The following is a 20,649-nucleotide window of genomic DNA, read 5'->3' as shown; positions in this document are numbered from 1 at the left end:
TGGACAGTTACGCCTGACGCTATGCGCGGGGACCGAACCGGGATTGCCATTCCCACCCGCGCAGCGCGACCAGCCGTTTCTTGCGGTCTTCACTCAGCTTCCCCTTGGCGTAGCTCTGCCGCTGCGTTGCAACCCATGAGCCGAGGTTGAATCCGCTCTCGGTGATGTACTTCTGTGGTGGGGAGGCATGGTCGGTCTCATCGACATATGTGGCGAGGTGCCCGAAACCCTCCTCCCACCAGGCGTCCCGCGCCGACACGGCCCACCCGGGCAACGCCGCGAGCCGCTGCCTTCGATCGTCGCGCAGCTTGCTCCAACCGGACCGCTGCACGGCCACCCACTGGCCCAGCCGAAATCCGCGGAAGATGTACTCGGCCGGCACCAGGGCCGTGCCGTTCTCCTCGACGTATGCGGTGAGGTGCTCGAAGCCCTCCTCCCACAACGTGACCTTGGTGTTCGCCGTCCAGCCGGGAAGCTGCTCCAGGCGGCGCCGACGGTCGTCGTCGAGCGTGGCCCAGTTCTGCCGCTGTGTGTTGACCCATGTCCTGAGCTTGAAGCCCTCCCTGATGTAGTTGCTCGGCGGCTGTGCTGAGCCGTGTTCTTTCGTGTACTCCGAGAGGTGGCGGAACCCTTCCTCCCAGAAGGCGGTTCGGCTGTCCAACGTCCACCCGGGGAGTTGTTCCAGTCGCCGCCGACGATCATCGCGCATCGACGCCCAGGTGGATTTCTGATTCGCCACCCACAACCCGAGCTTGGTGCCGTCGGGAGAGACGTACTGCTGGGGAACGCGCGCGTCGCCGTGTTCGGCCACGTACTCCCCAAGTCGGCGGAACCAGTCCTCCCACCAGTCACCTCGCGCATCCAGCGTCCACCCCGGAAGCTGTGCGAGCCGCTGCCTCCGGTCTTCGCTGAGCTTGTCCCAGGTGCGTCGCTGGACGCTGACCCACTTGCCCAACCGGTACCCGTCGTCGGTGACGTGCGACTGCAGAACCTGTGCGCTCCCGGTGGATTCCACGCACTCGACTAGGTGGCGATAGCCCGTGTCCCACTTGTCGTCGAGCATGTTGAGCGTCCAACCAGGTAGGGCCTGGAGGCGCTGCTGTCGCTCTTCACTGAGCTGGTCCCAAGTGCGCCGCTGGCGCCTGACCCACGACTCCACGTCGATGCCGTCAACCAGGAGACCCCGGGGTGGGCTTGCGTGACCGTTCTCCGCCGCGAAGCGGGTGAGCGCGGTGAGCGACGTTTCCCACAGCGCGGAGCGGGCATCGAGAGTCCAGCCGGGGAGGCGCTGTAGCCGGTGCTGGCGGTCTGCGGGCAGGTTCGTCCAATTGGTGCGTTGTTTGCCGACCCACTTGCCGAGTCGGTACCCGTCGTCGCAGACGTAGTCGTCGCGAATACCCGCGGTGCCGTGCACGTCGACGTATTCGCGGAGGTGTTGGATACCGTCCTCCCACTGGTCCGCCTTCGGAACCCAACTCCAGCCGGGCAGGGCCTCCAGGAGCTCTTGCCGAACAGGGCTTAGGCGGCCCTTCGACCGCAGGCTGCGCTGGATCGTGACCCACGAGCCGAGCCGGTCTCCGCCCTCTGTGACATACGACTGCAGGACCAGGGCGGTCCCGTGCTCGTCGGCGTAGCGTTGCAGTAGCCCGAACCAGAACTCCCACGGCGCGCTGGTCTGCTCCACCAACCGGGCGTCGAAGGCGTGGACGAACTCCTGCCCGACATGGACGGGCACGTCAAGGTGGATCTTGTCCGGCAGCCGCGGCGCACCGCCGCGTCGGCCCATCTCACGGCGCAGTGTGTCGATCTGCTCCGCCAGGTCGCCGTCGTGGGCCCGCAAGGCCTTGATCACGTCCCAGACCGGTTTGAACACGGAATCGTCCAGTGCGGCTTCGGGATCCGCCTCGGTGTCGATGAAGACGGGGATGACGATGGTGCCGACCGTCTTGTCGTCGGCCTTGCGGATCGCCCTTCCGACGGCTTGCACGATGTCCACTTCGGAACGCCGCGGGTCGATGAACGCGACTCCGTCGAGAGTGGGGACGTCCACGCCCTCTGCGAGGCACCGTGCGTTGGCGAGCAGTCCGCGTTCGCCATCGTCGAGGCGCCGCAGACGTTGCAGAAGAACGTGGCGTTCGCCGGCCGTCATCGCGCCGGAGGCGTACCTGGACCACAGGCCACCGGCGGGGCGTTGCCGAGCTGGCATCCAGCCGACCACGTCCGGCATCTCCGTCGCGAACCGCTGAGCGCGCGCGACCCGGGAGTGGAAGCTGATGACGCGCCGCAGGTCGTACTTGCGCATCGCCTTCGCCAAGCCGATCTGCCCGGCCAGGGACCGGGCGTCGGTGATCACCTCACCGTCGCGGGTGACCAAGGTGCCCTTGTCCGTGTACGCGCGGTACGTGGCGTCGTCGACCCCGACGATCGCCACCTGGTAGTCGGTGAGCAACTTGCGGCTGATCGCCTCGCTGAACCCCAGCCGGTGGAACACCAGGCCGAACGTGGTCTCGTCGTCCATCGAGGCGACTTCGAGATCCTCGTCTCCCGCAGCCTTGACTACCCGGCCGGTGAAGTACCGCGGCGTGGCGGTCATGAACAGTCGTCGGTGCGCTCTGATCCGGTCGCCGTCGAGCACAGCCGAGAAGTTCGAGGACTGCGGCCCGGCGCAGCGGTGCGCCTCGTCGGCGACGATGAGGTCGAACGCCGGCACCCTGCCCAGGGCGAACGCCTCGGCGATCCGCGGCGACGACTGGTAGGTGGAGAACACGACACGGGGGGCGGCCCGCTTTCGGAGGAACGCGGCGATCTCACCTGGGTCGGTGGTGACCGGGAGGCCCAGCTCGCTGACATGCTCCACAGGGATGTCCTCGATGCGGGACACCGTCTCGTCCGAGCACACCGGCAGCGCTTCGACTCCCGGTCGGCCCTGGCTCTGCCACACCCGCATCGTCTGCTTGAGCAGCGACAGCGACGGGACCAGGACAAGGGTGCGTTGCGCGTCGAGCTCGGCGGCGATGAACTGCGCGGTGAGTGTCTTGCCGGTGCCGCACGCCATGATCATCTGGCCGCGGTCGGCGGTGTCGAACCCGATGACTGCGGCGCGGATCGCTTCGCGCTGATAGCCGCGGGGCTTCGCAGGTTTCGGAGGCGGCGAGGGGCGAAGTCGCGCCGGGTTGGCCGGCCAGTTCACGTCGGCGGTGAGGAGATCGCTCAGTCCGACGATCCCGATCGCTTTCTCTTGGGCGTCGATCGTGCGGCGGCCGTTGGGGCTAAGCCTGTCAGTGGTCGCGATCAGCATCCGGTAGGCGAACGCCGCGCGGGACGACTCCGCCAGGAACGTGTCCACGTCGGCCTTGGTGACGGTGTACTTCGGGTCGTAGGCCTTCGCCTGGATCGCCCAGAGCCGCCCCGCTTGGTCTTCTGCGACGAGGTCGATGCCGGCGTCAGCGCTCCACCGTCCCGGCCAGTCGTCCCACAGCCAGACCTGTCGGAGGGCGCTGCGGTACTGCGGGTCGTTCTCCAGGTACCAGCGGCAGATGTGCTCGAACTGCCTGCCCCGGACGCGCGGGTCAGCGTCGAGGGCGGCGAAGAGATCGGTGAAGGCCGGCATGGTGACGGAAGCTACTCCCGGCGAGCGACATCTCCGCCGATACGACACGTCGAAGCCACCCCTCCTCGGCCGTTGCGTTGCGTCATTCCGGCTGCGATTGGGCGGAAGTCAGCGGGTTGCGACGAGGCGAGCCCCGTTATCGTCTGTTCGGTCGCAACGCCACAGGGTGACGTCCGAACGCCTGTTGACGGCCTCGATCAGACTGCGTGTGCAGGAATTGCCCCAGACGATATGGCCTCGCCAGTCGCCACCACGGTCGTGCTTGAGTGCATTGAGGTACCTGTCGAGCTGGGCGAGGGTTGCGGTATTGGCCCCCAGCTTGAACTCGGCCACAGCTCGGTCGGGCATGCTGAACAGGTCGTATCGATTCTCAGTACCCCAGCCAACCTCAGCTTGCGGTTTCTGGCGAAACAGGACTCGCCATTCTTCGGTGTTCAGCACCATGTCCCGCATCGGGCCTTCGAGTCCCCATGTCTGGCTAGCTCGATTCCAGATCAGGCCCTCGTCGGTGAAGTTCGCTTCCGGCATAAGGATGGCGGGTGGCAGCGGACCGCTAAGGACCGAAGCGATGGCTTCCGCTTGGCTCACCGACAGTTTCTGAGTACTTCGTGGCACACCTGGTTTGCCGAACAGCGTCTCGAGGTCGGTGAGTGGAGATAGTTCGGACCGTGGCACGGGACGGTGCAATGGGCGGAATATGCAGGGCGCGGCGTAGCCGAAATTCTCGGTACGGAACGTCGGCCCCTGAAAGTCCACCAGTGCAGTGATCCCGTCGCCGCTTTCATAAACGAAGCCCCGGTCGCCGCGGATGGTCCGCTTCAAACAGGACCCAATTCCCAAGGAGTCTTCCCACGACTTGGTGGGGAAGAAGTCCCAGTCTGTGTTCTCTGGGCGCCAAACCAGAAGCTGATCGGGCAGTGTTCCGAAGGTCCCTTGGATCAATCCGCCTTGGGCGAGTAGCGCCTGCTCGAACTCTTCAATCTCTGCCTGGCTAGGCACTGGGCACCTCAACGATCTATCTGTACGGGCTTTGTTGGTTAATTCCGGATCGGCAGACTACATGGCACCCACCACGGTCGGCGGCGATGATGGGAAGACACTCCTCGAGTCCCGCGCGGAGGAAACGGCGTACACATGAAACGGAAGACACCGTGAATATGACAGTTAGCTCCACCAGTAACGAAGCAGGTCAGAGGCTATAAGCCCTGGCCTGCTTTGTTTCCCGTCAACAGCAGATCGACAAGGCGGGCCAGGCCCAAGCACGTGGGACTGCCGTGTCCCGTGCCGTCGATACAACGCCGAAGGTGGCAGCTACAGCACGGACGCCGAACGGTCGGCGGTGCGATCGGCTATCGCTGCCCGCGTCGTTCGCAAGGGGATGCCATGGGTCGCTCAAATGATTCAATTGACCGGTGACCACCGCAGATCCGCCATCAGTGCGCGCTTGGAAAATGCCATTCGTGTGGCTCCGCGACTCCAGCTTCTGGCGAGAGGTGATGGCACGCACACTCAGCGCCCTGATTACGACGGGAATCGGGTTCGTGTTTGCGCGAGCTGTCGGGCTCTTTCCACACATCAGCTGGTGGAGCATAGCGAAGGCTTCGGTGCCGTTTGTGGTGGTCCTAGTCATCGTGGCAGTGGTAGCGTCCATGCAACGCGGATTGCCGCCGATGCAGCAAAACAACCTGATCAACGGGCTAAATCCGCTTGCTGGTGGCGCTTGGTGGAGCCAGAATTTCGCCGAAGGAATGCTTGAGGCAGAGCGCGAGCACAACAAGCAAACTCGCGACAAACGTTCCCGGCCCCAGTAGGGGGCCTGTGCCCGACGTCGCCGGACCTTCTTGATCGGCCAGCGCGGAGTACCTGTGGTCAGTGCAGCTAGTCCATCCACCGTGCGACGCCGCCGTGACGGGCGCAGGAGCCCTTGCGATGGTTGGAGAATGAGTAAGCGCCGTCACGGCAGAGTGCGTTAACTCCTGCCGGTGGTGAGTCGAAATCGGCTGGGAATGAGACGCATTCGCCTCGGACGTTGACGTAGCAGGGTGAGGCGGGGGCGGGACGCCGGGCGGGTGATGGCCGCGGGGTGGATCGTGACGGCGTGGCACTGCTGCTCGTCAATGTAGGGGGCGGTAGCGGATCGGTCTTGGCGTCGCAGCCTGCGGCGAGCAAGTGGGCGAGGCTTTCGTGTTCGTCGACGGTAATCCAAAGTCCGTACCGGGTTTTGACGTCGACGATGCGCGCGGCATAGGTACAGCGATAGGCGGTGTTCGAGGGAAGCCAGGTAGCGGCGTCACCCGACCTCTTCCCTTCGTTGGCAGCGGCGGTGGTGGCTTGCAGATTCAGCGGGTCGTTGGCGAAGTTGCGGCGGGTGAGTTCATCCCACTGCTGGGCGCCCTTCTCCCAGGCATCCATGAGTGGCACGATGTGGTCAACCTGTATGGGACTCAACGTCTCTGGTTGCCGCTGGTAGTGGATGGTTTCGCCGGTGTATGGGTCGTTGAGTGTGCCGGATAGGGCGATGCAGGTATTGCCGGGTCGGTAGCCAGCTCCGGTGAGGTCTCGACGGAGAATGTCGTCGCGGGTATCGCAGCCGTTGTGGCCGCCCTCTACGGTGACGTCGTCGGTCCAGGGCGGGCCGAAAAGTGCGCGGTCGTAGCCGGTTTTCGGTGCCCGTCCCTTGATGCGGAGGTCAGCGAGTTTCGCCAGTGATGACTTCGAACTGGTGGGGTAGCTCGACGTGAGCGTGGTCGGGGTGGATGACCCTCCCGGGTGGACCACTAGGGCGATGGCCAGGGCGATGACGGCCAGCAGTGCCGCGGCGCTCAGGACGATGAGCAGTGTTTTCCGTCGGCTACAGCGCGGCGTCTTTTGGTCTGGTGGCGGGGGTGTGACGACGAATCCCCGGTGACCCATTGGCCGGACCCTAGTTCACCGTTGGGTTTCTCCAAGCCGGTTTCGCGGAAAATGGTGTTCAGAGGCTATAAGCCCTGGCCTGCTTTGTTTCGGCTCCGTCATCAGGTTTCGCCGGATTCCCGCTCCCAGCTCTCGGGCAGCAGCGGCACCACCGGCCCGGCGCCGAAGGCGTCCCCGCGCAGCCGCGTCAGCCCCGCCGATGAGACGTCGGCTCGCCGCGTCGTTCCGGTGAATCCCAGCGGTCCCGCACCGGTTTCCGACGTGGTCATCGCGGGGTCGCCCGGCACGTTGCCGATGTCGGCATCCAGCGTCATGACGGCGTCGGCGTACTCCTTCATCGCCGCACGCCGGCGTCGTCGTGCCCGCTGCGGTGCTCGCGCCGACGGGGCTCTGGCCGCGCCGGCGGCCGCGACGCCGGCCGCCGGTGCGGTGGACTGGTCGCGGTCGATCAGGGTGGGCCCGAATCCTTCGGCGTGGTTCCCGGTGACCAGGTAGCCCAGCATTTCGGCGCCGCTCACCGGCATCGCCGGGGCCGTGGTGGCTGGAGCGGGCGGGGTGGCGGTGGTGCCCGCGGGTCCGGCGATGCCGGAACCGATGCCGAAGCCCACCGCGACGGGAAGATCCGCTGACCTCGGGGCGGGCCGCGGTACGGCCTGGCGCAGCGGGACAGGGGCGGGCGCTACCACGGCCTCGTCGGCTTCCGGTTCCGGCTGCGACTGCGTCGAGGCGATGAACTCGTTGATGGCGTTGATGAACAGCGGTAGGAAGATCGGTATCCGCACCGCAATCGTTATGAGATGCAGGACATTCGACCAGAAGACGATGTTCCAGAACCAGAACCAGAACCAGCGGTTCGCTTCGTCGGCGGGGTCCGTCGAGCCGTCGTCGCCGCCGGTGCCGGTGTCCGCGGCCAGTATCGGCGGTGCCGGGTCGGTGCCGGGCAGCGAGGCCAATGCGGCCCCGGACACCGCGTCGTACGTCGTCATCACGGTGGCCGCCTGGATCCACATGCGCGCGTAATCGGCCTCGTTGAGCGCGATCGGGATGGTGTTGATGCCGAAGAAGTTCGTCGCGGTCAGGACAGCGTGGACGGTGTGGTTGCGGGCCAGCTCCGCCAGCGTCGGCATGGCGGCCAGGGCGGAGCTGTAGGCGGCAGCCGCGACTTCGTGCTGCGCGGCGGTGCGCGCGCTGTCCGCGCCGGCCCGGGTCAGCCAGCCCAGATACGGCGTGTGCGCGGCGACGTAACTGTCCGCACCGGGGCCGCCCCAGACCGCCGCCCGGGTGGCCCCGAGCACGGTGACGAGTTCGCCCGCCACCGCGGCGTATTCGGCGCTCAGCGCCGACCAGGCACTCGCGGCGCTCAGCAGTGCCCCCGGGCCGGGACCATTACCCAGCAGGGCGGAGTGCGCCTCCGGTGGAGACGCGATCCAGATCGTGGCCATGAGCGCCGACAGCCGCCTACCCGTCGCCGTCCGCAAAACGGCGCTGTAGTCCGCAAAACGCGACTCGACACATGTCTTCAAGATAGCATTGCCTAAGCTAACTTTTGAGCGGGTCGAGGCGGGGTGGCAGCGGGCCCGTGATCGCCTCCACCACATCGCGAGACGTGCGCGCGACGCTATCCTGAGTTATGAGCGCTAAAACGACGTTCCGGGTGGCCCGCGTCTACGACGAGCCCAGCCCTGCCGACGGTGAACGGATACTCGTAGACAGGGTGTGGCCGCGGGGATTCCACAAGGACGATCCGCGGGTGGGCCAGTGGTTCAAGGACGCGTCGCCGTCGCGGGAACTGCGCAGTTGGTACAACCACCAACCGGAACGCTTCGACGAATTCGTCACCCGCTACGAAGCTGAACTGCGAACCCCTGACGGCGCGGCGGCATTTGAGGCCCTACGCGCTTTGGCCAAGGGCCACAAGACAGTCACCCTGTTGACCGCGACCCGCGCCGTAGATGGCAGTCAGGCCGCGGTACTGGCCAAGCTGCTGTCCGGCGCGTCCTAGCCGCGGCCGGCGGTGGTGATCAGCATTCCGATCGGGATGCTGACGATCAGTACCACGATGACCAGTCGGTAGGCCACCAGCGGCCAGCCACGCCGCGCACTGTGCCGCACGCCGTACAACGACTCGACCAGCACGCCGAACAGCAGTGCGGATCCCAACTGGAACACCACGACGTGGTCGGTGACGACACCGAGCACGATCGCCGCTCCGGAGATGTTGAAAGCCGTGGCGGCGATCCTCATTCGGTTCGGCGTCGGCGACTCGGCCGCCAGCAGCACCCGTCCGGCACCGATCAGCAACTGGCCCACCCCGAGCACCAGGACCAGGTAGGCGACCGCCCATACACCGTGACGGGTGGGAGCGGGTGCGGCGATGGCGGACGCCAGGACGCCCCCGCCCACGATCGCGCCGACGCCGGCCACAGCAAACGGTTTGAACGCGTCTCGCCGATCCCACAGCCGCAACAGCGCAGGACGCAACTGAGCGTCGTCGCGGTCACCCATCATGATCAGACCTCCGTGATGAGATTACCGGGGCGGCGCAATGATCAGGCTCACAGCAGCCCGGCGGCCCAGCGTCCGAACTCGGTGGCCGTCAGCCCCAGTACGATTCCGGCGACGATATTGGCCGCCGCCGTGCCGAATTGGCGTTCCTCGGCCAGTCGGTGCGTCTCGAGCATCCAGGTGGAAAAAGTGGTGTAGGAGCCGATCAGCGCGGTACCGACCAGCAAAGTCACCTCGGCCGGCAAAACCAGCCCGCTCATCAGGCCCAGTACGGCGGTGCCGCTGAGGTTCACCACGAGCGTGCCCGAAGGAAACGCCGACGCGGCGCGACGCGCCACGGTGCGATCCACCAGAAAGCGCAGCACCGCGCCCAGGCCTCCGGCCAGGCCCGCCCACACCCACACCAGCGGACTCACCCGCGGGCCCGAACCCGTCGCACCAGGCCGGTGGCCAGGTGGATCGCGGCCAAGCCGGCCACCACACTGGCGGACAGGTATCCCAGTGCCAGGCCCGGCTGCCCGTGCTCGAACATCCGCAGAATCGCGACCTGCAGGGTGGAGAAGGTGGTCAGCGCGCCACACAGTCCGGTGCCGAGCAGCGGACGGCGATAACTCGACACCGGCAGCCGCTCCAGTAGGCGAGTGGTGAAGTAGCCCAACAGGAATGCCCCGACGACGTTGGCGCCGAACGTCGCCCACGGCCACTGCCCCGGACCCGCCGCTGCGACGGTCTCCAACACCGCACGGGCCAGCCCGCCCAGCGCGCCACCGACGAAGATCGCCGCGAGTTCGCGGCCGTCGGGTGCTGCCATGTCGTGGTGTCTCCTTCCACGACTAAGGTTAACCAGTGACCTCTGACTCTTCGGCCGCCGGATTGCGGCTGCCGCGGGAGATCTGGGTTCTGCTCGGTGCCAACTTTCTGATTGCACTCGGCTACGGGGTGGTCTCGCCGGTATTGCCGGTCTACGCCCGCCATTTCGGTGTGAGCATCTCAGCGACCACCTTCCTCATCACGGCATTCGCGCTGACCCGCTTGTGCTTCGCGCCGGTCAGCGGCGTACTGGTGCAGCGGGTGGGGGAGCGTCGGGTCTATGTGAGCGGTCTGGTGATCGTCTCGGTGTCCACGATGGCGTGTGCGTTCGTTCAGACCTACTGGCAGTTGCTGATATTCCGGGCACTGGGCGGGGTCGGCTCGACGATGTTCTTCATTGCCGCGGTGGGTCTGATGATCCGGGTCAGCCCGACGGACGCGCGTGGGCGCGTCGCCGGCATGTTCGCCACCGCGTTCCTGCTGGGCACCGTCGGTGGGCCGGTATTAGGCAGTCTGACAGCGGGTTTCGGGCTGCGCGCGCCGTTCCTCTTCTACGGTTCAGTGCTGTTGGTCGCGGCCACCGTAGTCTTCGTCAGCCTGCGACACTCGCACCTGGCCGAGCCGGCCGAATCTACTGGGACCTCCGTCACGGTGCGGCAGGCCCTGACGCACCGCGCCTATCGTTCGGCGCTGTTGTCGAACTTCGCCACCGGCTGGTCGGTGTTCGGTTTGCGGGTCGCGCTGGTGCCGCTGTTCGTCACCGAGGTCCTAGACCGCGGGCCCTCGTTTGCCGGCCTGGCGCTGGCGACCATCGGCATCGGCAACGTCTGTGCGGTGATGCCCAGCGGTCAGCTCTCCGACCGGATCGGCCGGCGCGGCCCGCTGATCGCCGGGCTGGTGGTGGCCGGCGGGGCGACCATCCTGCTCGCGGCCAGCTCGTCGCTGGTGGTGTTCTTGATCGCGGCATATCTGAGCGGATTGGCCACCGGCATGTACGGGTCGCCGCAACAGGCCGTGATCGCCGACCTGGTCGGAAGTCAGGCCCGGGCCGGTACCGCGGTGGCGACCTATCAGATGATGGCCGATCTCGGCTCGATCTTCGGGTCGCTGGTGGTGGGCCAGATCGCCCAGCGCCTGTCGTTCGAGTGGGGATTTGCGATCAGCGGCGTCGTGCTGCTGGTGGCGGCGGCGGCCTGGGTGATGGCACCGGAGACCCAGGGGCGCAGCCCGATCGGCGGAGACACTCCGAAAACCGAGGTACTCTAGCGGATTTGAACCCGCGGCCGGGGTCGTTTGAATGATCGTCGTGCACAACGCCGCCGGTGGCCGCATCATGGAGGAATGGGTGCGGCCTACGGCTTCGACGGTGCGCCACGATCGGTGATCGTGGTGGGCGCCGGCATCGTCGGGCTCTCGACTGCGTGGTTCCTGCAGGAGCGCGGCGTTGACGTCACCGTGGTCGACCGCACCGGAGTGGCCGCCGGCTCGTCGTGGGGCAATGCCGGCTGGATCTCCCCGGCGCTGGCCATCCCGCTCAACGAGCCCGCGAACCTGCGATTCGGCCTGCGTTCGCTGCTGAGCCGCACTGCGCCGCTGCAGGTTCCGTTCGGAGCGGGCCCGGCACTGTGGTCGTTTCTGGCGCGGTTCGCCGTCAACAGCCGCCCGTCGGCGTGGCGCCGCGCGATACGGGCCAACGCGCCCCTGAGCGCCGAGTGCATCGAGGCCTACGACGTGCTGGCAGCCAATGGAATCGACGCCCCGCTCACCGAGGCGCCGATCACCGCGATCTTTCGCACAATGGCCGACGCACAGCGGCTCCTCGACGAACTGTCCCGCTTCGCCGAGGCCGGCGGGGCGGTGTTCGGCACCGAGCTGACCGCAACCGGCCTGCGCCAACGGGTTCCGCTCGCCTCGGCCCAGGTGGCTGCGGCCGTTCGGATCGACGGCCAGCGGTTCCTCGACCCCGGACGGTTCGTGAGCGCGCTCGGGGCCGCGGTGGTGCAGCGCGGGGCCGTAATGCAGACCGTGGACGTGATCGACGTGGCGCCGACAGGCGACGGTGTGGCGGTGACGGGAGCCGACGGTACGACGCTGACCGCGGCGGCCGCGGTGATCGCCACCGGCGCCTGGATGTCGCGACTGGCTCGGCGCTGGGTGCGGGTGCCGGTTCGGGCGGGGCGCGGCTACTCGTTCACCGTTCCGGTGGACGAGGCTGTCACCGGCCCGATCTACCTGCCGGATGCCCGGGTCGCCTGCACTCCGCTGGGCGGCCGACTGCGGGTCGCCGGAACCATGGAGTTCGGCGACCCGGACGCGCAGGTCGTCGGAGCGCGCGTCGAGGCGATCGTGGCGTCGACCCGTCCGCTGCTGGATGGCGTGCGCTGGGAAGAGCGCACCGACGTGTGGGTGGGCCCGCGCCCGGTCAGTCCGGACGGGCGGCCCGTGGTGGGCGAAGTGTGTCCGCGTACGGTCTATGTCGCGGGTGGGCACGGTATGTGGGGCATGACACACGGTCCGGTGACGGGTCGGCTGTTGGCTGAGCAGATCACCACTGGCAAACAGTCGGCCGTGCTGCGTGAGCTTGATCCATTGCGTTGACACGGGGCGACGCGATGCAGATGTTGGGGTAAAGGAGAGTGGGCGGTGTCTGATTCGCAGGGTGTCTGGATGACACAGCAGGCCAAGGACCGGCTGCTGGCCGAGTTGGAGGAGTTGTCCGAGCCGGTTGGTGGCTCCGGCACTGAGGACCTCAGCGAGCAGCAGTCCCGGCAAGCCCGGATTCACCAGATCCACGACCTGCTGGCGGTCGCGGTGGTCGGAGAGGACCCGCCGGACGACGGCGTGGCCGAGCCCGGAATGGTGCTCACGATCCGCTACGAGGACGGCGACACCGAGACCTTCCTGCTCGGGGTTCGTGACGACGACCAGAGCGGCATGGAGGTGTACTCGCCGCAGTCGCCGCTCGGCAAGGCACTCACCGGTGCCCGTCCTGGTGAGCAGCGCAGCTACCAGGTGCCCAGCGGGGCCAGCGTGACGGTCACCCTGCTCGACGCGGTGCCGTACGGGCGGCATCAGACCCAGAATCCCGCCTGAGTGGCGAATGACCGACCAGGCGTTTTGAGCGCGGGTATGGCGGTGGTGTAGCTTCGATGAGCACGACATCGCGGGGCTATGGCGCAGCTGGTAGCGCACCACACTGGCAGTGTGGGGGTCAGGGGTTCGAGTCCCCTTAGCTCCACTTCGTTTTTTTGAGTGAACGTGGCTGATTCGCATCAGTCCGATAACGGATCAATTTGCGGTCCGGGTGACTTACAACCTTGTGATACGGTTCATTCCGCAGTTCAAAAACTGCGTGTCCGGGGGGCTGGATACTAGTAATTGGAGTGTGCGTTGAAGAGCCTCGGGAGACCCGGTATCGCAACAATTACCGGTATCGGCTTGTGTGCCGCTGCATTGGTGTGCAGTGCCGCCGCAGCTGCTACACCGTTTTCGGTGGTGCCGCTGCCGACCGGCGGCCCGATCTGCAACGGGGGACTGACCTCGTTCGTCGGTCCAGCAGATGCCGGTGCCCCCGCGATCGCCGGCGCGCCAGTGGCCGCCGAAGCGACGCTGGTCGATGTAACCACCGCCGGCGGAGCCGCTCCCTGCGGTCCTGCCGTCGCTGACCTGACAACTCTTGCCGGTCCGGTGGTGCCGATGGGCCTGCCTGGCCCGGTGCCCCCGGTGCCGATCGCCCCCATTCCACCGGCTCCCGGTGGGCTTCCGCCGGTGCCGATGGTGGCCCCCGGGCCGGCCGGTGCCGCTGCGGCGAGCCCGGTGGCCGGCGTGCTGACCGATGTGATCGGCGCTCCCGTCGGATTGGCCGGCGGCACGAAATAGAGTTTGCTCGTAAAAAGGCTCGCAGACGGTTGTCTGCGGGCCTTTTTATTGTGCCGTGAATTCGTTCCCGAATTGTTATCAGAAATAGCTTGATCAGCCCGAAACAAGCCGCCGCGGAGTTCCCTCGCAGTAGGCGACGATATCGTCGACGATATCCCGGTAGAACTTACCCATGCACCCCTGCGTGACATAGCCCAGGTGCGGGGTGAGCACGGTGTTGGGCAGCGCGGTCAGCGGATGCCCGGCCGGCAGTGGTTCCTCGCCGTAGACGTCGAGCCCCGCACCGCGGATCCGCCCCGATGCCAGCGCCTCGAGCAGAGCCTGCTCGTCGACCAGCCCGCCGCGGGCAGTGTTGACCAGGATGGCGCTCGGTTTCATCGCCGCAAGCTCGTCGCGTCCGACCACGCCCCGGGTCGTCTCGGAGAGCACCAGATGAAGCGAGACCACGTCCGCGGTCGCGAACAGCGCGCGGCGGTCGAGCAGTTCGGCCCCGGCTTCGGCGGCCCGTTCCGCGGTGAGGTTCGGGCTCCACGCCGCGACCCGCATACCGAATGCGTGCCCCACCGCGGCAACCAGTTTGCCGATGCGGCCCAGCCCGACCAGGCCCAGGGTGGCCCCGGCCAGGTCCGCCCCGACGGTGGTCTGCCAACGCCCGGCGCGCAGCTCGGCATCCTCGGTGATCAGGTGGCGCCCCACGGCGTGGATCAGCGCCCAGGTGAGCTCGACGGTCGGCGTGATGGTCCCGCCGGTCCCGCACACCGTGATGCCCAGCCGGTGCGCGGCCGCAACGTCGATCGCCGCGTTGAACGGTCCGGTGGTCACCAACAGCTTCAGCGCGGGCAGCCGGGCCAGGAGATCGGCGTCGATCGGGGTGCGTTCCCGCATCGCGACCACCACTTCGCGCTCGGCCAGGCGGGCGATCAGCTCATCTCCGGGTGCGACGTGCTCGCGGATCGCCAGCAGCTCGACGGGCCGCGGGATCGGCGACCAGTCCACGGTTTCGGCTATGCCCTGATAGTCGTCGAGCACCGCTATACGCAGCGGCATTGGGGCCACCATCAGAACGCATCCGGATCGCGCTGGACGTTCTCGGGAACCGGATGCCCGTATAGACGCGAGGCGTTCTCCCAGGTGAACTTTCGGATCACCTCGGGTGGCAGGTGTCCGATCTCCTCGTGGATCACCCGCTGGGTGTTCGGCCAGGTGGAGTCGCAGTGCGGGTAGTCGGCTTCGAGCAGGATGTGATCGGTGCCGATCCGTTCATGCTGGCAGAACGACGACTGGTCTTCGACTGCGCAGAACCAGAAGTTGCGCTGCAGAACTTCCGAGGGCGACAGCGTCTCGCCGAGCGCATTCCAGGTGCCGTACATCTGGTGATAGCTCAGCATGTGGTCGAGCCGATCCAACAGCCCTGCGACCCAGCCGATTCCACCTTCGGACAGGCAGATCTTCAACTCGGGGTGGCGAGTGGGTAAGCCCGAGTACAGCCAGTCCACCGCTGCGGAGATGGCGTAGGCGAAGAACAGCACGCCCTGTACATCCGGCGGTGCATCGTCGGTGGTCGACGGCGCCGAGCCCGACGATCCGATGTGCAGATTGATCACCGTGCCGGTCTCGGCGCACGCGGCGACCATCGGCTCCCAGTATCCGGAATGAATGGTGGGCAACCCCAGCATGGCCGGGTTCTCGCTGAAAGTGACCGCGCGGAAGCCTCTTTCGGCATTCTCGCGGATCATGGCCGCGCCCAGCTCCGGATCCAGCAGCCACGGCAGCTGGCAGCCGATGATGCGATCCGGGTAGGTGCCGGCCCACACCTCGTGGTGCCAGTCGTTCCAGGCGCGCACCGAGGCGAGCGCCAGCTCGCGATCCTTGGTGGCCAATTGCAGGCGCTGGCCGGCGAATCCGGGCAGGAACGACGGAAAATTCAGCGACGCGTAGATGCCGTTGAGGTCCATGTCCTTGATGCGCTCGTGGATATCCCAGGCGCCCCGGCGCATCTCGTCGAAGCGGGCGGGCTCGAAACCGTACTCCGACACCGGCCGGCCGACGACGGCGTTGAACCCGACGTTGGGCAGGGACTGGCCGTCATAGATCCACGTCTGGCCGCCGTCGTCGGTCTCCACCACCTTCGGGGCCCGGTCGGCCAGCTTGTGCGGGACACGGCCCTCGAAGGTGTCCGGGGGTTCGACGATGTGGTCGTCAACCGAGATCACCGTGTAATGCCGTTGTGCACGTGGCGGTTCCGGTAGGAAGGTCACCGTGCGCTCGGCGCCGGCCTTGGCCGTGGTGAACTTCAGGTCGGCGCTGAGATCGTCGAGTGATTTCACCGACGGTCCTCCTCAATCCAGTACATGGCGGTCGGACTTGATGGTCATGCGCGCTGCGCCCGCCCAATACACGTCGGCGGCGCGTTCGATCAAGGACGCCTGCATGCCGGCCATGTCGGAACGCCTCATCGGCGGGGGAGTGCGGCCGGTGAGCAGCACGTGATACGCCAGCTTGCATACCCGTTCGATGGTCGCCGACCGGTAGACCGCCTCCGCCAGCGTTCGCCCCATGGCGATCACCCCGTGCGACGCCAGGATGGCCACATTCGCGTCACCGATCCGCGAGGCGAGTTCGGCGGCGCGGGCGGCACTGTCTATCTCGCCGTCATAGGTGTCCACGAAACACAGGTCGTCCAGGAACAGTGCACCGGTCTGGTGGAGCAGTTCCGGTGGGCTGTGCAGGGACGCCATCAGGCTGACGTAGTAAGGGTGGTTGTGCACGACGACCCGCGCATCGGAGCGGGCCCGGTGCAGTTCGGTGTGGATGTGGATGGCCGGGGTGACATCCCAGCGGCCGCGGATCACCCGGGCGTCGGCGTCGACGGTGCAGATGTCGGACGCGGTCAGCTCGGCCCACCACAGCCCCCACGGGTTGACCAGCATGTCGGTCCGACCGTCGACCTGCCAGGTGATGTGACCGGCCATGTTCTCGGCGAAGCCGATCTCGGCCAGGTGCCGGAATGCCACGGCCATGGCCTGCTCGGGGCTGAGTTCGACACCTATCGGCGGGGTGATCGAGGGCGACCAGACGGCCGTACCACCGGGTCTGTCCATGACCAAATCATATGGAAATAAGCCCGAAGGTCAATGCCGCCTGCAATCGGTCGTCATGCGCGGAATTCGCGGATCATCGCCGGGTCGACGACTCCCGACCGGCCGGGGTAGTGCTGAACGTGCAGCAGGTGCGCCGCCGCCAACTCGCGGGCCCGTTGGGCATCGCCCACGTCGATCGCGTCGATCACCTGACGGTGATCTTCGAGCACGGCGCGCCGCTCGGCCACCGGCACCGTCGAGTGGTCGGTGACCTGGCTCGACCAGCTTTGCTCGTGGGCCGACCACAACGTCTCCAATGCGCCGGCCATGACCAGCATGGTGGTGTTGCCGCAGTGTGTGACCAGGGCTTCGTGGTAGCGCCGGCTTGCCGAGGTGGCCTGCTGTAGGTCGTCCACGGAGGCCACCGATTCCTCATGCAGCCGGCGAAGAATCGGCACCACGGTGCTCTTGCGGTCCGGCCGCCCCGCGCACAGCGCCGCGCAGGCCGGCTCCACCTGCAGCAGCGCGGTGCCGACGTCGGCAAGGCTGACCTGCTGGGAGCCCAGCACCAGGCCCATCGTGTATGCGACGTTTGCCGGGGAGGGGCGGTGGATAAGCGCGCCGCCGTGCTTGCCGCGGCGTACGGTGAGCAGTCCCTCGGCCTCCAGGATGCGCATGGCCTCGCGCAGCGACGGCTTGCTGATGGCGAACTCCACCAGAAGCTCATCCTCTTTGGGCAGCACGTGATCGTCGGTGAGCTCGCCGGCGAGGATGCGGCGACGCAGCTCATCGGCCACCTGCTCGGCGAGCCGCCGAAACCGGACGGTGGGTGCTGACACGGGTCGAGTGTGCCAGATGGACCGTTGAATCCAAATGATTTGTGCCATACGATCGCCGTGCGGGAAGGGGACCACGGCGTGCAGAACTGGACTGTCGGCGACATTCGGATCCACGCCGTCCCGCAGGCGGTCATCCCGATTCCGGCATCGCGGCTGTTCGCCGGTTTCCCTTCGCCTCTTCCGGCGAATCTGACACCCGACTACGTCGATGCATCCGGCAACATCCTGATGGCGATCCAGTCCTATCTGATCGAGTCCGCCGCAGCGCGGGTGCTCGTCGACACCTGCTTCGGTACGGAGTTCCTGCGGTCCCGCGGCATACCCGACCGGCATGAGGAGTCGTTGGCGGCCACCGGATTCGACGCCGAAGACATCACCGCGGTGGTGTGCACACATCTGCACCGCGACCACGCCGGCCGCAACACCACCCAGCGCGACGGGCAGTGGGTCCCGACCTATCCCAACGCCGACTACCTGCTGACCGCGGCCGAATACGACCATTGGTGCGGGTTCACCGGTGAGGACCGGGCACCGTCGGAATGCGTTGTACCACTGGAGGAACACGGCAAGCTGCGCCGAGTCGAACCCGACCATCGCCTGAACGACACAGTGCAGCTGGTGCCGGCCGCCGGACACACCCCCGGCCACGTCGCGGTGCGCGTCGAGGCAGGCGGCGCAGTCGCCTACATCAGCGGCGACACCGTGCACCATCCGATTCAGATCGGCTACCCCGAGATCACCGCCCTGCCCGACGCCGACCCCGTCGCGGCCCGCGCGAGCCGCCAGATGCTGCTGTGCCGCGTCGCCGACGAGCGGGCCCTGCTGCTCGGCTCGCACTTCACCGCGCCGTCCGGCGGATTCGTCGATCGTGGCGAAGACGGCATGAGCTGGCAGCCGATGGCCGACCGAGAGGGAGCACGATGACGCAGACCGAACCGCTGTTGCCGGAGGGGTTCGACTTCACCGACCCCGCCCTCATCGCGCAGCGTATTCCGCACGAGGAGTTCGCGCTGCTGCGTAAGACCGAGCCGATCTGGTGGAATGCCCAGCCGCTGGGCGCCTCCGGCTACCCGGATGAAGGCTATTGGGTGGTCACCAAACACGCTGACGTCAAGGAGGTTTCGCTGCATGACGGGATTTTCTCCTCGCATGAGAACACCTCGCTGATCCGGACCAGCACCACCGCCAACCGCGACGTCCATGAGGCCAGTCGGGAGAACGTGATGCTGTTCCTCGACGGTCCCAAACACGCCAAGCTGCGGCGGATCGTCTCGCGTGGATTCACCCCGAGGGTGATCGCCGGCATGCAGGACTCACTCGACCGCCAGGCCAGAGAGATCGTCGCCGCCGCCGCGCAGCACAGCACCGGCGACTTCGTCACCGAGGTGGCTGCCCGGCTGCCGTTGACGACCATCTGCGAGCTGATCGGGGTGCCCGAGGACGAACGCGAGCACGTCTTCGACTGGAGTAACCGGCTGGTTTCCGGCGGCGCGGGCGACGATGCGGCGATAGCGGACAGCATGCAGGCCTCCGCCGAACTCCTCGGCTACGCCTACCAATTGGCCGAGGACCGCAAGAGCAAACCGCGCGAGGACATCGCCACCGCGCTGGTCACCGCGTCCATCGACGGAGAGGCGCTGACCGCACTGGAATTCGGCTACTACGTGATGATGCTGATGGTCGCGGGCAACGAGACCACCCGCAATGCCACGTCGCACGGAATGCTGGCGTTCATGGATCACCCCGATCAGTGGCGGCGCTACGTGGCCGACCGACCGCCGACCATGGCCGACGAGGTGGTCCGCTGGGCCACGCCGGTGATCTCCTTCCAGCGCACCGCCATGCGCGACGTCGAACTCGGTGGGGTTGCGATCGCCAAGGGGGATCGGGTCGGAATGTTCTACGGCTCGGCCAACTACGACGATGCGGTGTTCGACGACCCGTTCACGTTCGACATCCTGCGCAGCCCCAACCCGCATCTGGGATTCGGGGCACCGGGCGCGCACTACTGCATCGGCGCGAATCTCGCTCGGCTGCAGATCAATCTGGTGTTCGGCGCACTGGCCGACATCACCCCCGACATCCGCGGGCTGGCCGGCGCCACCCGGTCGATGCTGCCCTGGATCAACGGGATCGACGCCATGCCGGTCGAGTTCGGCACTACTCCTTGATGATCACCGGGTCGCCGACGCGGACCCGGTCGAAGTACCACTCGGCGTCGGTGGGGCTCAGGCCGACGCAACCGTGGCTGACGTTCTCCAGGCCCATCGAATGCAGCGCCCAGGGCGCGGAGTGGATATAGAGTCCGCGCTTGGTGATGCGCACCGCCTGCTCGACCTCGAAGCGGTAGCCTTCGGGGTCGTCGATCGGGATGCCGACGCTGCTGGAATCCATCAGCACCTTGCGGTCCTTGGCCAGCACGGTGTAATTGCCCGTGGGCGTGGCGAATTCCTCCTTGCCCATGGTGGCCGGCAGGACGCCGTCCTCGCCCCAATGCGGGCGGTGGTGCGGCGTCGGCAGCGGGCCGGCCGCTTCGTCGTCGACCGACACGGTGAAGGTGTGTGCGGAGATGCTGGCCACCCCCAGCACCTTCGCGCCGGTCTGGAAGTCGGCGGACAGCTTGCCCACCGACAGCTTCACGGTGCTGTGCGCCGGCCAGTAGTGGTCCGGAAGCCACTGCACCTCATGGTCGTCGACCCAGTCGAAGGCCCCGGTCATGGGCGGGTTGGTGCGTACCGCGATGCGCCGCTCGGCGGCGTGCCGATCGGCCACCGCCGTGCTGAACCTCACCACCACCGGATGTGCCACGCCGACCGTCGTGCCCGGAGCGGGCAGGATCGAGGAGACGACCCCGGCCGGGAGTTGGCTTGCTGCAGCCGAACTCGTTCCAGGGGGCATGACAACCGCTGCGGCTGAGACCGCGACCACCACTACTGCAGAGCGTACCGACGTCCACATCTCCGGCGTACCTTCCCCGACCGATTACTTTGTTCGACGCCGTTGATGGTAGGTA

General features: G+C 66.9%; 20 protein-coding genes and 1 tRNA gene. 9 read left to right on the top strand and 12 right to left on the bottom strand.

All coding sequences use genetic code 11. From position 1 onward, the window contains the following. Positions 1-19 precede the first annotated feature (19 nt). Both K6T84_RS18585 and K6T84_RS18580 read right to left on the bottom strand, forming a co-directional pair. A complete protein-coding gene (locus tag K6T84_RS18585; protein WP_225400375.1) occupies positions 20-3,610 on the bottom strand; it encodes a DEAD/DEAH box helicase in 3,591 nt (1,196 codons plus the stop codon). A gap of 108 nt (positions 3,611-3,718) precedes the next feature. Beyond that, positions 3,719-4,609: a hypothetical protein gene (locus K6T84_RS18580; RefSeq protein WP_225400374.1), complete on the bottom strand. Its 891-nt coding sequence runs from the start codon at positions 4,607-4,609 to the stop codon at positions 3,719-3,721. 413 nt (positions 4,610-5,022) lie between these two features. Here K6T84_RS18580 and K6T84_RS18575 point away from each other — a divergent pair, with 413 nt between their 5' ends. Then, positions 5,023-5,421: a hypothetical protein gene (locus K6T84_RS18575; protein ID WP_225400373.1), complete on the top strand. Its 399-nt coding sequence runs from the start codon at positions 5,023-5,025 to the stop codon at positions 5,419-5,421. Between the two features lie 67 nt (positions 5,422-5,488). On the opposite strand, the gene K6T84_RS18570 is transcribed toward K6T84_RS18575, so the two are convergent. Both K6T84_RS18570 and K6T84_RS18565 read right to left on the bottom strand, forming a co-directional pair. After that, on the bottom strand, positions 5,489-6,523 hold the full coding sequence (locus K6T84_RS18570; RefSeq protein WP_225400372.1) for a GmrSD restriction endonuclease domain-containing protein: 1,035 nt from the start codon (positions 6,521-6,523) through the stop codon (positions 5,489-5,491). Between the two features lie 101 nt (positions 6,524-6,624). Beyond that, on the bottom strand, positions 6,625-7,965 hold the full coding sequence (locus K6T84_RS18565) for a PPE family protein (protein WP_225400371.1): 1,341 nt from the start codon (positions 7,963-7,965) through the stop codon (positions 6,625-6,627). 188 nt (positions 7,966-8,153) lie between these two features. Between K6T84_RS18565 and K6T84_RS18560 the strand changes: the two genes are divergently transcribed. Then, positions 8,154-8,525, top strand: coding sequence for a DUF488 domain-containing protein (locus K6T84_RS18560; RefSeq protein ID WP_224861615.1), 372 nt, complete (start codon positions 8,154-8,156; stop codon positions 8,523-8,525). Here the strand turns inward: K6T84_RS18560 and K6T84_RS18555 are convergent. Genes K6T84_RS18555 through crcB (K6T84_RS18545) form a run of 3 tightly spaced genes read right to left on the bottom strand, consistent with a single transcriptional unit; the run spans position 8,522 to position 9,839 of the window. Next, positions 8,522-9,031, bottom strand: coding sequence for a hypothetical protein (locus tag K6T84_RS18555; protein ID WP_224861613.1), 510 nt, complete (start codon positions 9,029-9,031; stop codon positions 8,522-8,524). The genes K6T84_RS18560 and K6T84_RS18555 overlap by 4 nt on opposite strands. Positions 9,032-9,078: 47 nt before the next feature. Beyond that, entirely contained in the window at positions 9,079-9,444 is a 366-nt protein-coding gene (gene crcB / locus K6T84_RS18550; protein ID WP_224861611.1) for a fluoride efflux transporter CrcB, read from the bottom strand. After that, positions 9,441-9,839 (bottom strand): fluoride efflux transporter CrcB, encoded by a 399-nt coding sequence (crcB, locus tag K6T84_RS18545; RefSeq protein ID WP_224861610.1) that lies wholly within the window; start codon positions 9,837-9,839, stop codon positions 9,441-9,443. The genes crcB (K6T84_RS18550) and crcB (K6T84_RS18545) overlap by 4 nt, the downstream gene beginning before the upstream one ends. 35 nt (positions 9,840-9,874) lie before the next feature. Here crcB (K6T84_RS18545) and K6T84_RS18540 point away from each other — a divergent pair, with 35 nt between their 5' ends. The 5 genes from K6T84_RS18540 (at position 9,875) to K6T84_RS18520 (ending at position 13,717) form a co-directional block, all read left to right on the top strand. Further along, positions 9,875-11,104, top strand: a complete 1,230-nt coding sequence (locus K6T84_RS18540) for an MFS transporter (protein ID WP_225396698.1) — start codon at positions 9,875-9,877, stop codon at positions 11,102-11,104. Positions 11,105-11,179: 75 nt separating this feature from the next. Further along, complete coding sequence (locus K6T84_RS18535; protein WP_224861606.1) at positions 11,180-12,436, top strand: NAD(P)/FAD-dependent oxidoreductase; 1,257 nt, start codon at positions 11,180-11,182, stop codon at positions 12,434-12,436. A gap of 45 nt (positions 12,437-12,481) precedes the next feature. Further along, positions 12,482-12,931, top strand: coding sequence for a GreA/GreB family elongation factor (locus K6T84_RS18530; protein WP_224861604.1), 450 nt, complete (start codon positions 12,482-12,484; stop codon positions 12,929-12,931). Positions 12,932-13,003: 72 nt separating this feature from the next. Further along, positions 13,004-13,076, top strand: a tRNA-Ala gene (locus K6T84_RS18525). Between the two features lie 257 nt (positions 13,077-13,333). Further along, complete coding sequence (locus tag K6T84_RS18520) at positions 13,334-13,717, top strand: hypothetical protein (protein WP_224861603.1); 384 nt, start codon at positions 13,334-13,336, stop codon at positions 13,715-13,717. A gap of 93 nt (positions 13,718-13,810) precedes the next feature. On the opposite strand, the gene K6T84_RS18515 is transcribed toward K6T84_RS18520, so the two are convergent. Genes K6T84_RS18515 through K6T84_RS18500 form a run of 4 tightly spaced genes read right to left on the bottom strand, consistent with a single transcriptional unit; the run spans position 13,811 to position 17,636 of the window. Then, a complete protein-coding gene (locus K6T84_RS18515; RefSeq protein WP_224861601.1) occupies positions 13,811-14,764 on the bottom strand; it encodes a D-2-hydroxyacid dehydrogenase family protein in 954 nt (317 codons plus the stop codon). An 11-nt stretch (positions 14,765-14,775) separates the two neighbouring features. Continuing rightward, positions 14,776-16,044, bottom strand: a complete 1,269-nt coding sequence (locus tag K6T84_RS18510; RefSeq protein WP_224861599.1) for an amidohydrolase family protein — start codon at positions 16,042-16,044, stop codon at positions 14,776-14,778. Positions 16,045-16,056: 12 nt separating this feature from the next. After that, on the bottom strand, positions 16,057-16,818 hold the full coding sequence (locus tag K6T84_RS18505; protein WP_224861597.1) for a class II aldolase/adducin family protein: 762 nt from the start codon (positions 16,816-16,818) through the stop codon (positions 16,057-16,059). Positions 16,819-16,871: 53 nt separating this feature from the next. After that, positions 16,872-17,636 carry a FadR/GntR family transcriptional regulator gene (locus K6T84_RS18500; protein ID WP_225400370.1) on the bottom strand — a complete coding sequence of 255 codons (765 nt, stop codon included), beginning with the start codon at positions 17,634-17,636 and terminating at the stop codon, positions 16,872-16,874. Positions 17,637-17,714: 78 nt separating this feature from the next. Between K6T84_RS18500 and K6T84_RS18495 the strand changes: the two genes are divergently transcribed. Both K6T84_RS18495 and K6T84_RS18490 read left to right on the top strand, forming a co-directional pair. Beyond that, positions 17,715-18,560 (top strand): MBL fold metallo-hydrolase, encoded by an 846-nt coding sequence (locus K6T84_RS18495; RefSeq protein WP_225400369.1) that lies wholly within the window; start codon positions 17,715-17,717, stop codon positions 18,558-18,560. Further along, the gene (locus K6T84_RS18490; protein WP_225400368.1) at positions 18,557-19,807 is read left to right on the top strand and encodes a cytochrome P450; all 1,251 of its coding nucleotides are present in this window, start codon (positions 18,557-18,559) and stop codon (positions 19,805-19,807) included. The genes K6T84_RS18495 and K6T84_RS18490 overlap by 4 nt, the downstream gene beginning before the upstream one ends. Here K6T84_RS18490 and K6T84_RS18485 read toward each other — a convergent pair. After that, a complete protein-coding gene (locus K6T84_RS18485; RefSeq protein ID WP_304621270.1) occupies positions 19,797-20,594 on the bottom strand; it encodes a L,D-transpeptidase in 798 nt (265 codons plus the stop codon). The two genes, K6T84_RS18490 and K6T84_RS18485, sit on opposite strands and share 11 nt — an antisense overlap. Positions 20,595-20,649: the final 55 nt, after the last annotated feature.

This window comes from Mycobacterium zoologicum (assembly GCF_020181635.2).
Taxonomy (GTDB): domain Bacteria; phylum Actinomycetota; class Actinomycetes; order Mycobacteriales; family Mycobacteriaceae; genus Mycobacterium; species Mycobacterium zoologicum.
This window is presented reverse-complemented; position numbering and strand designations above follow the sequence as displayed.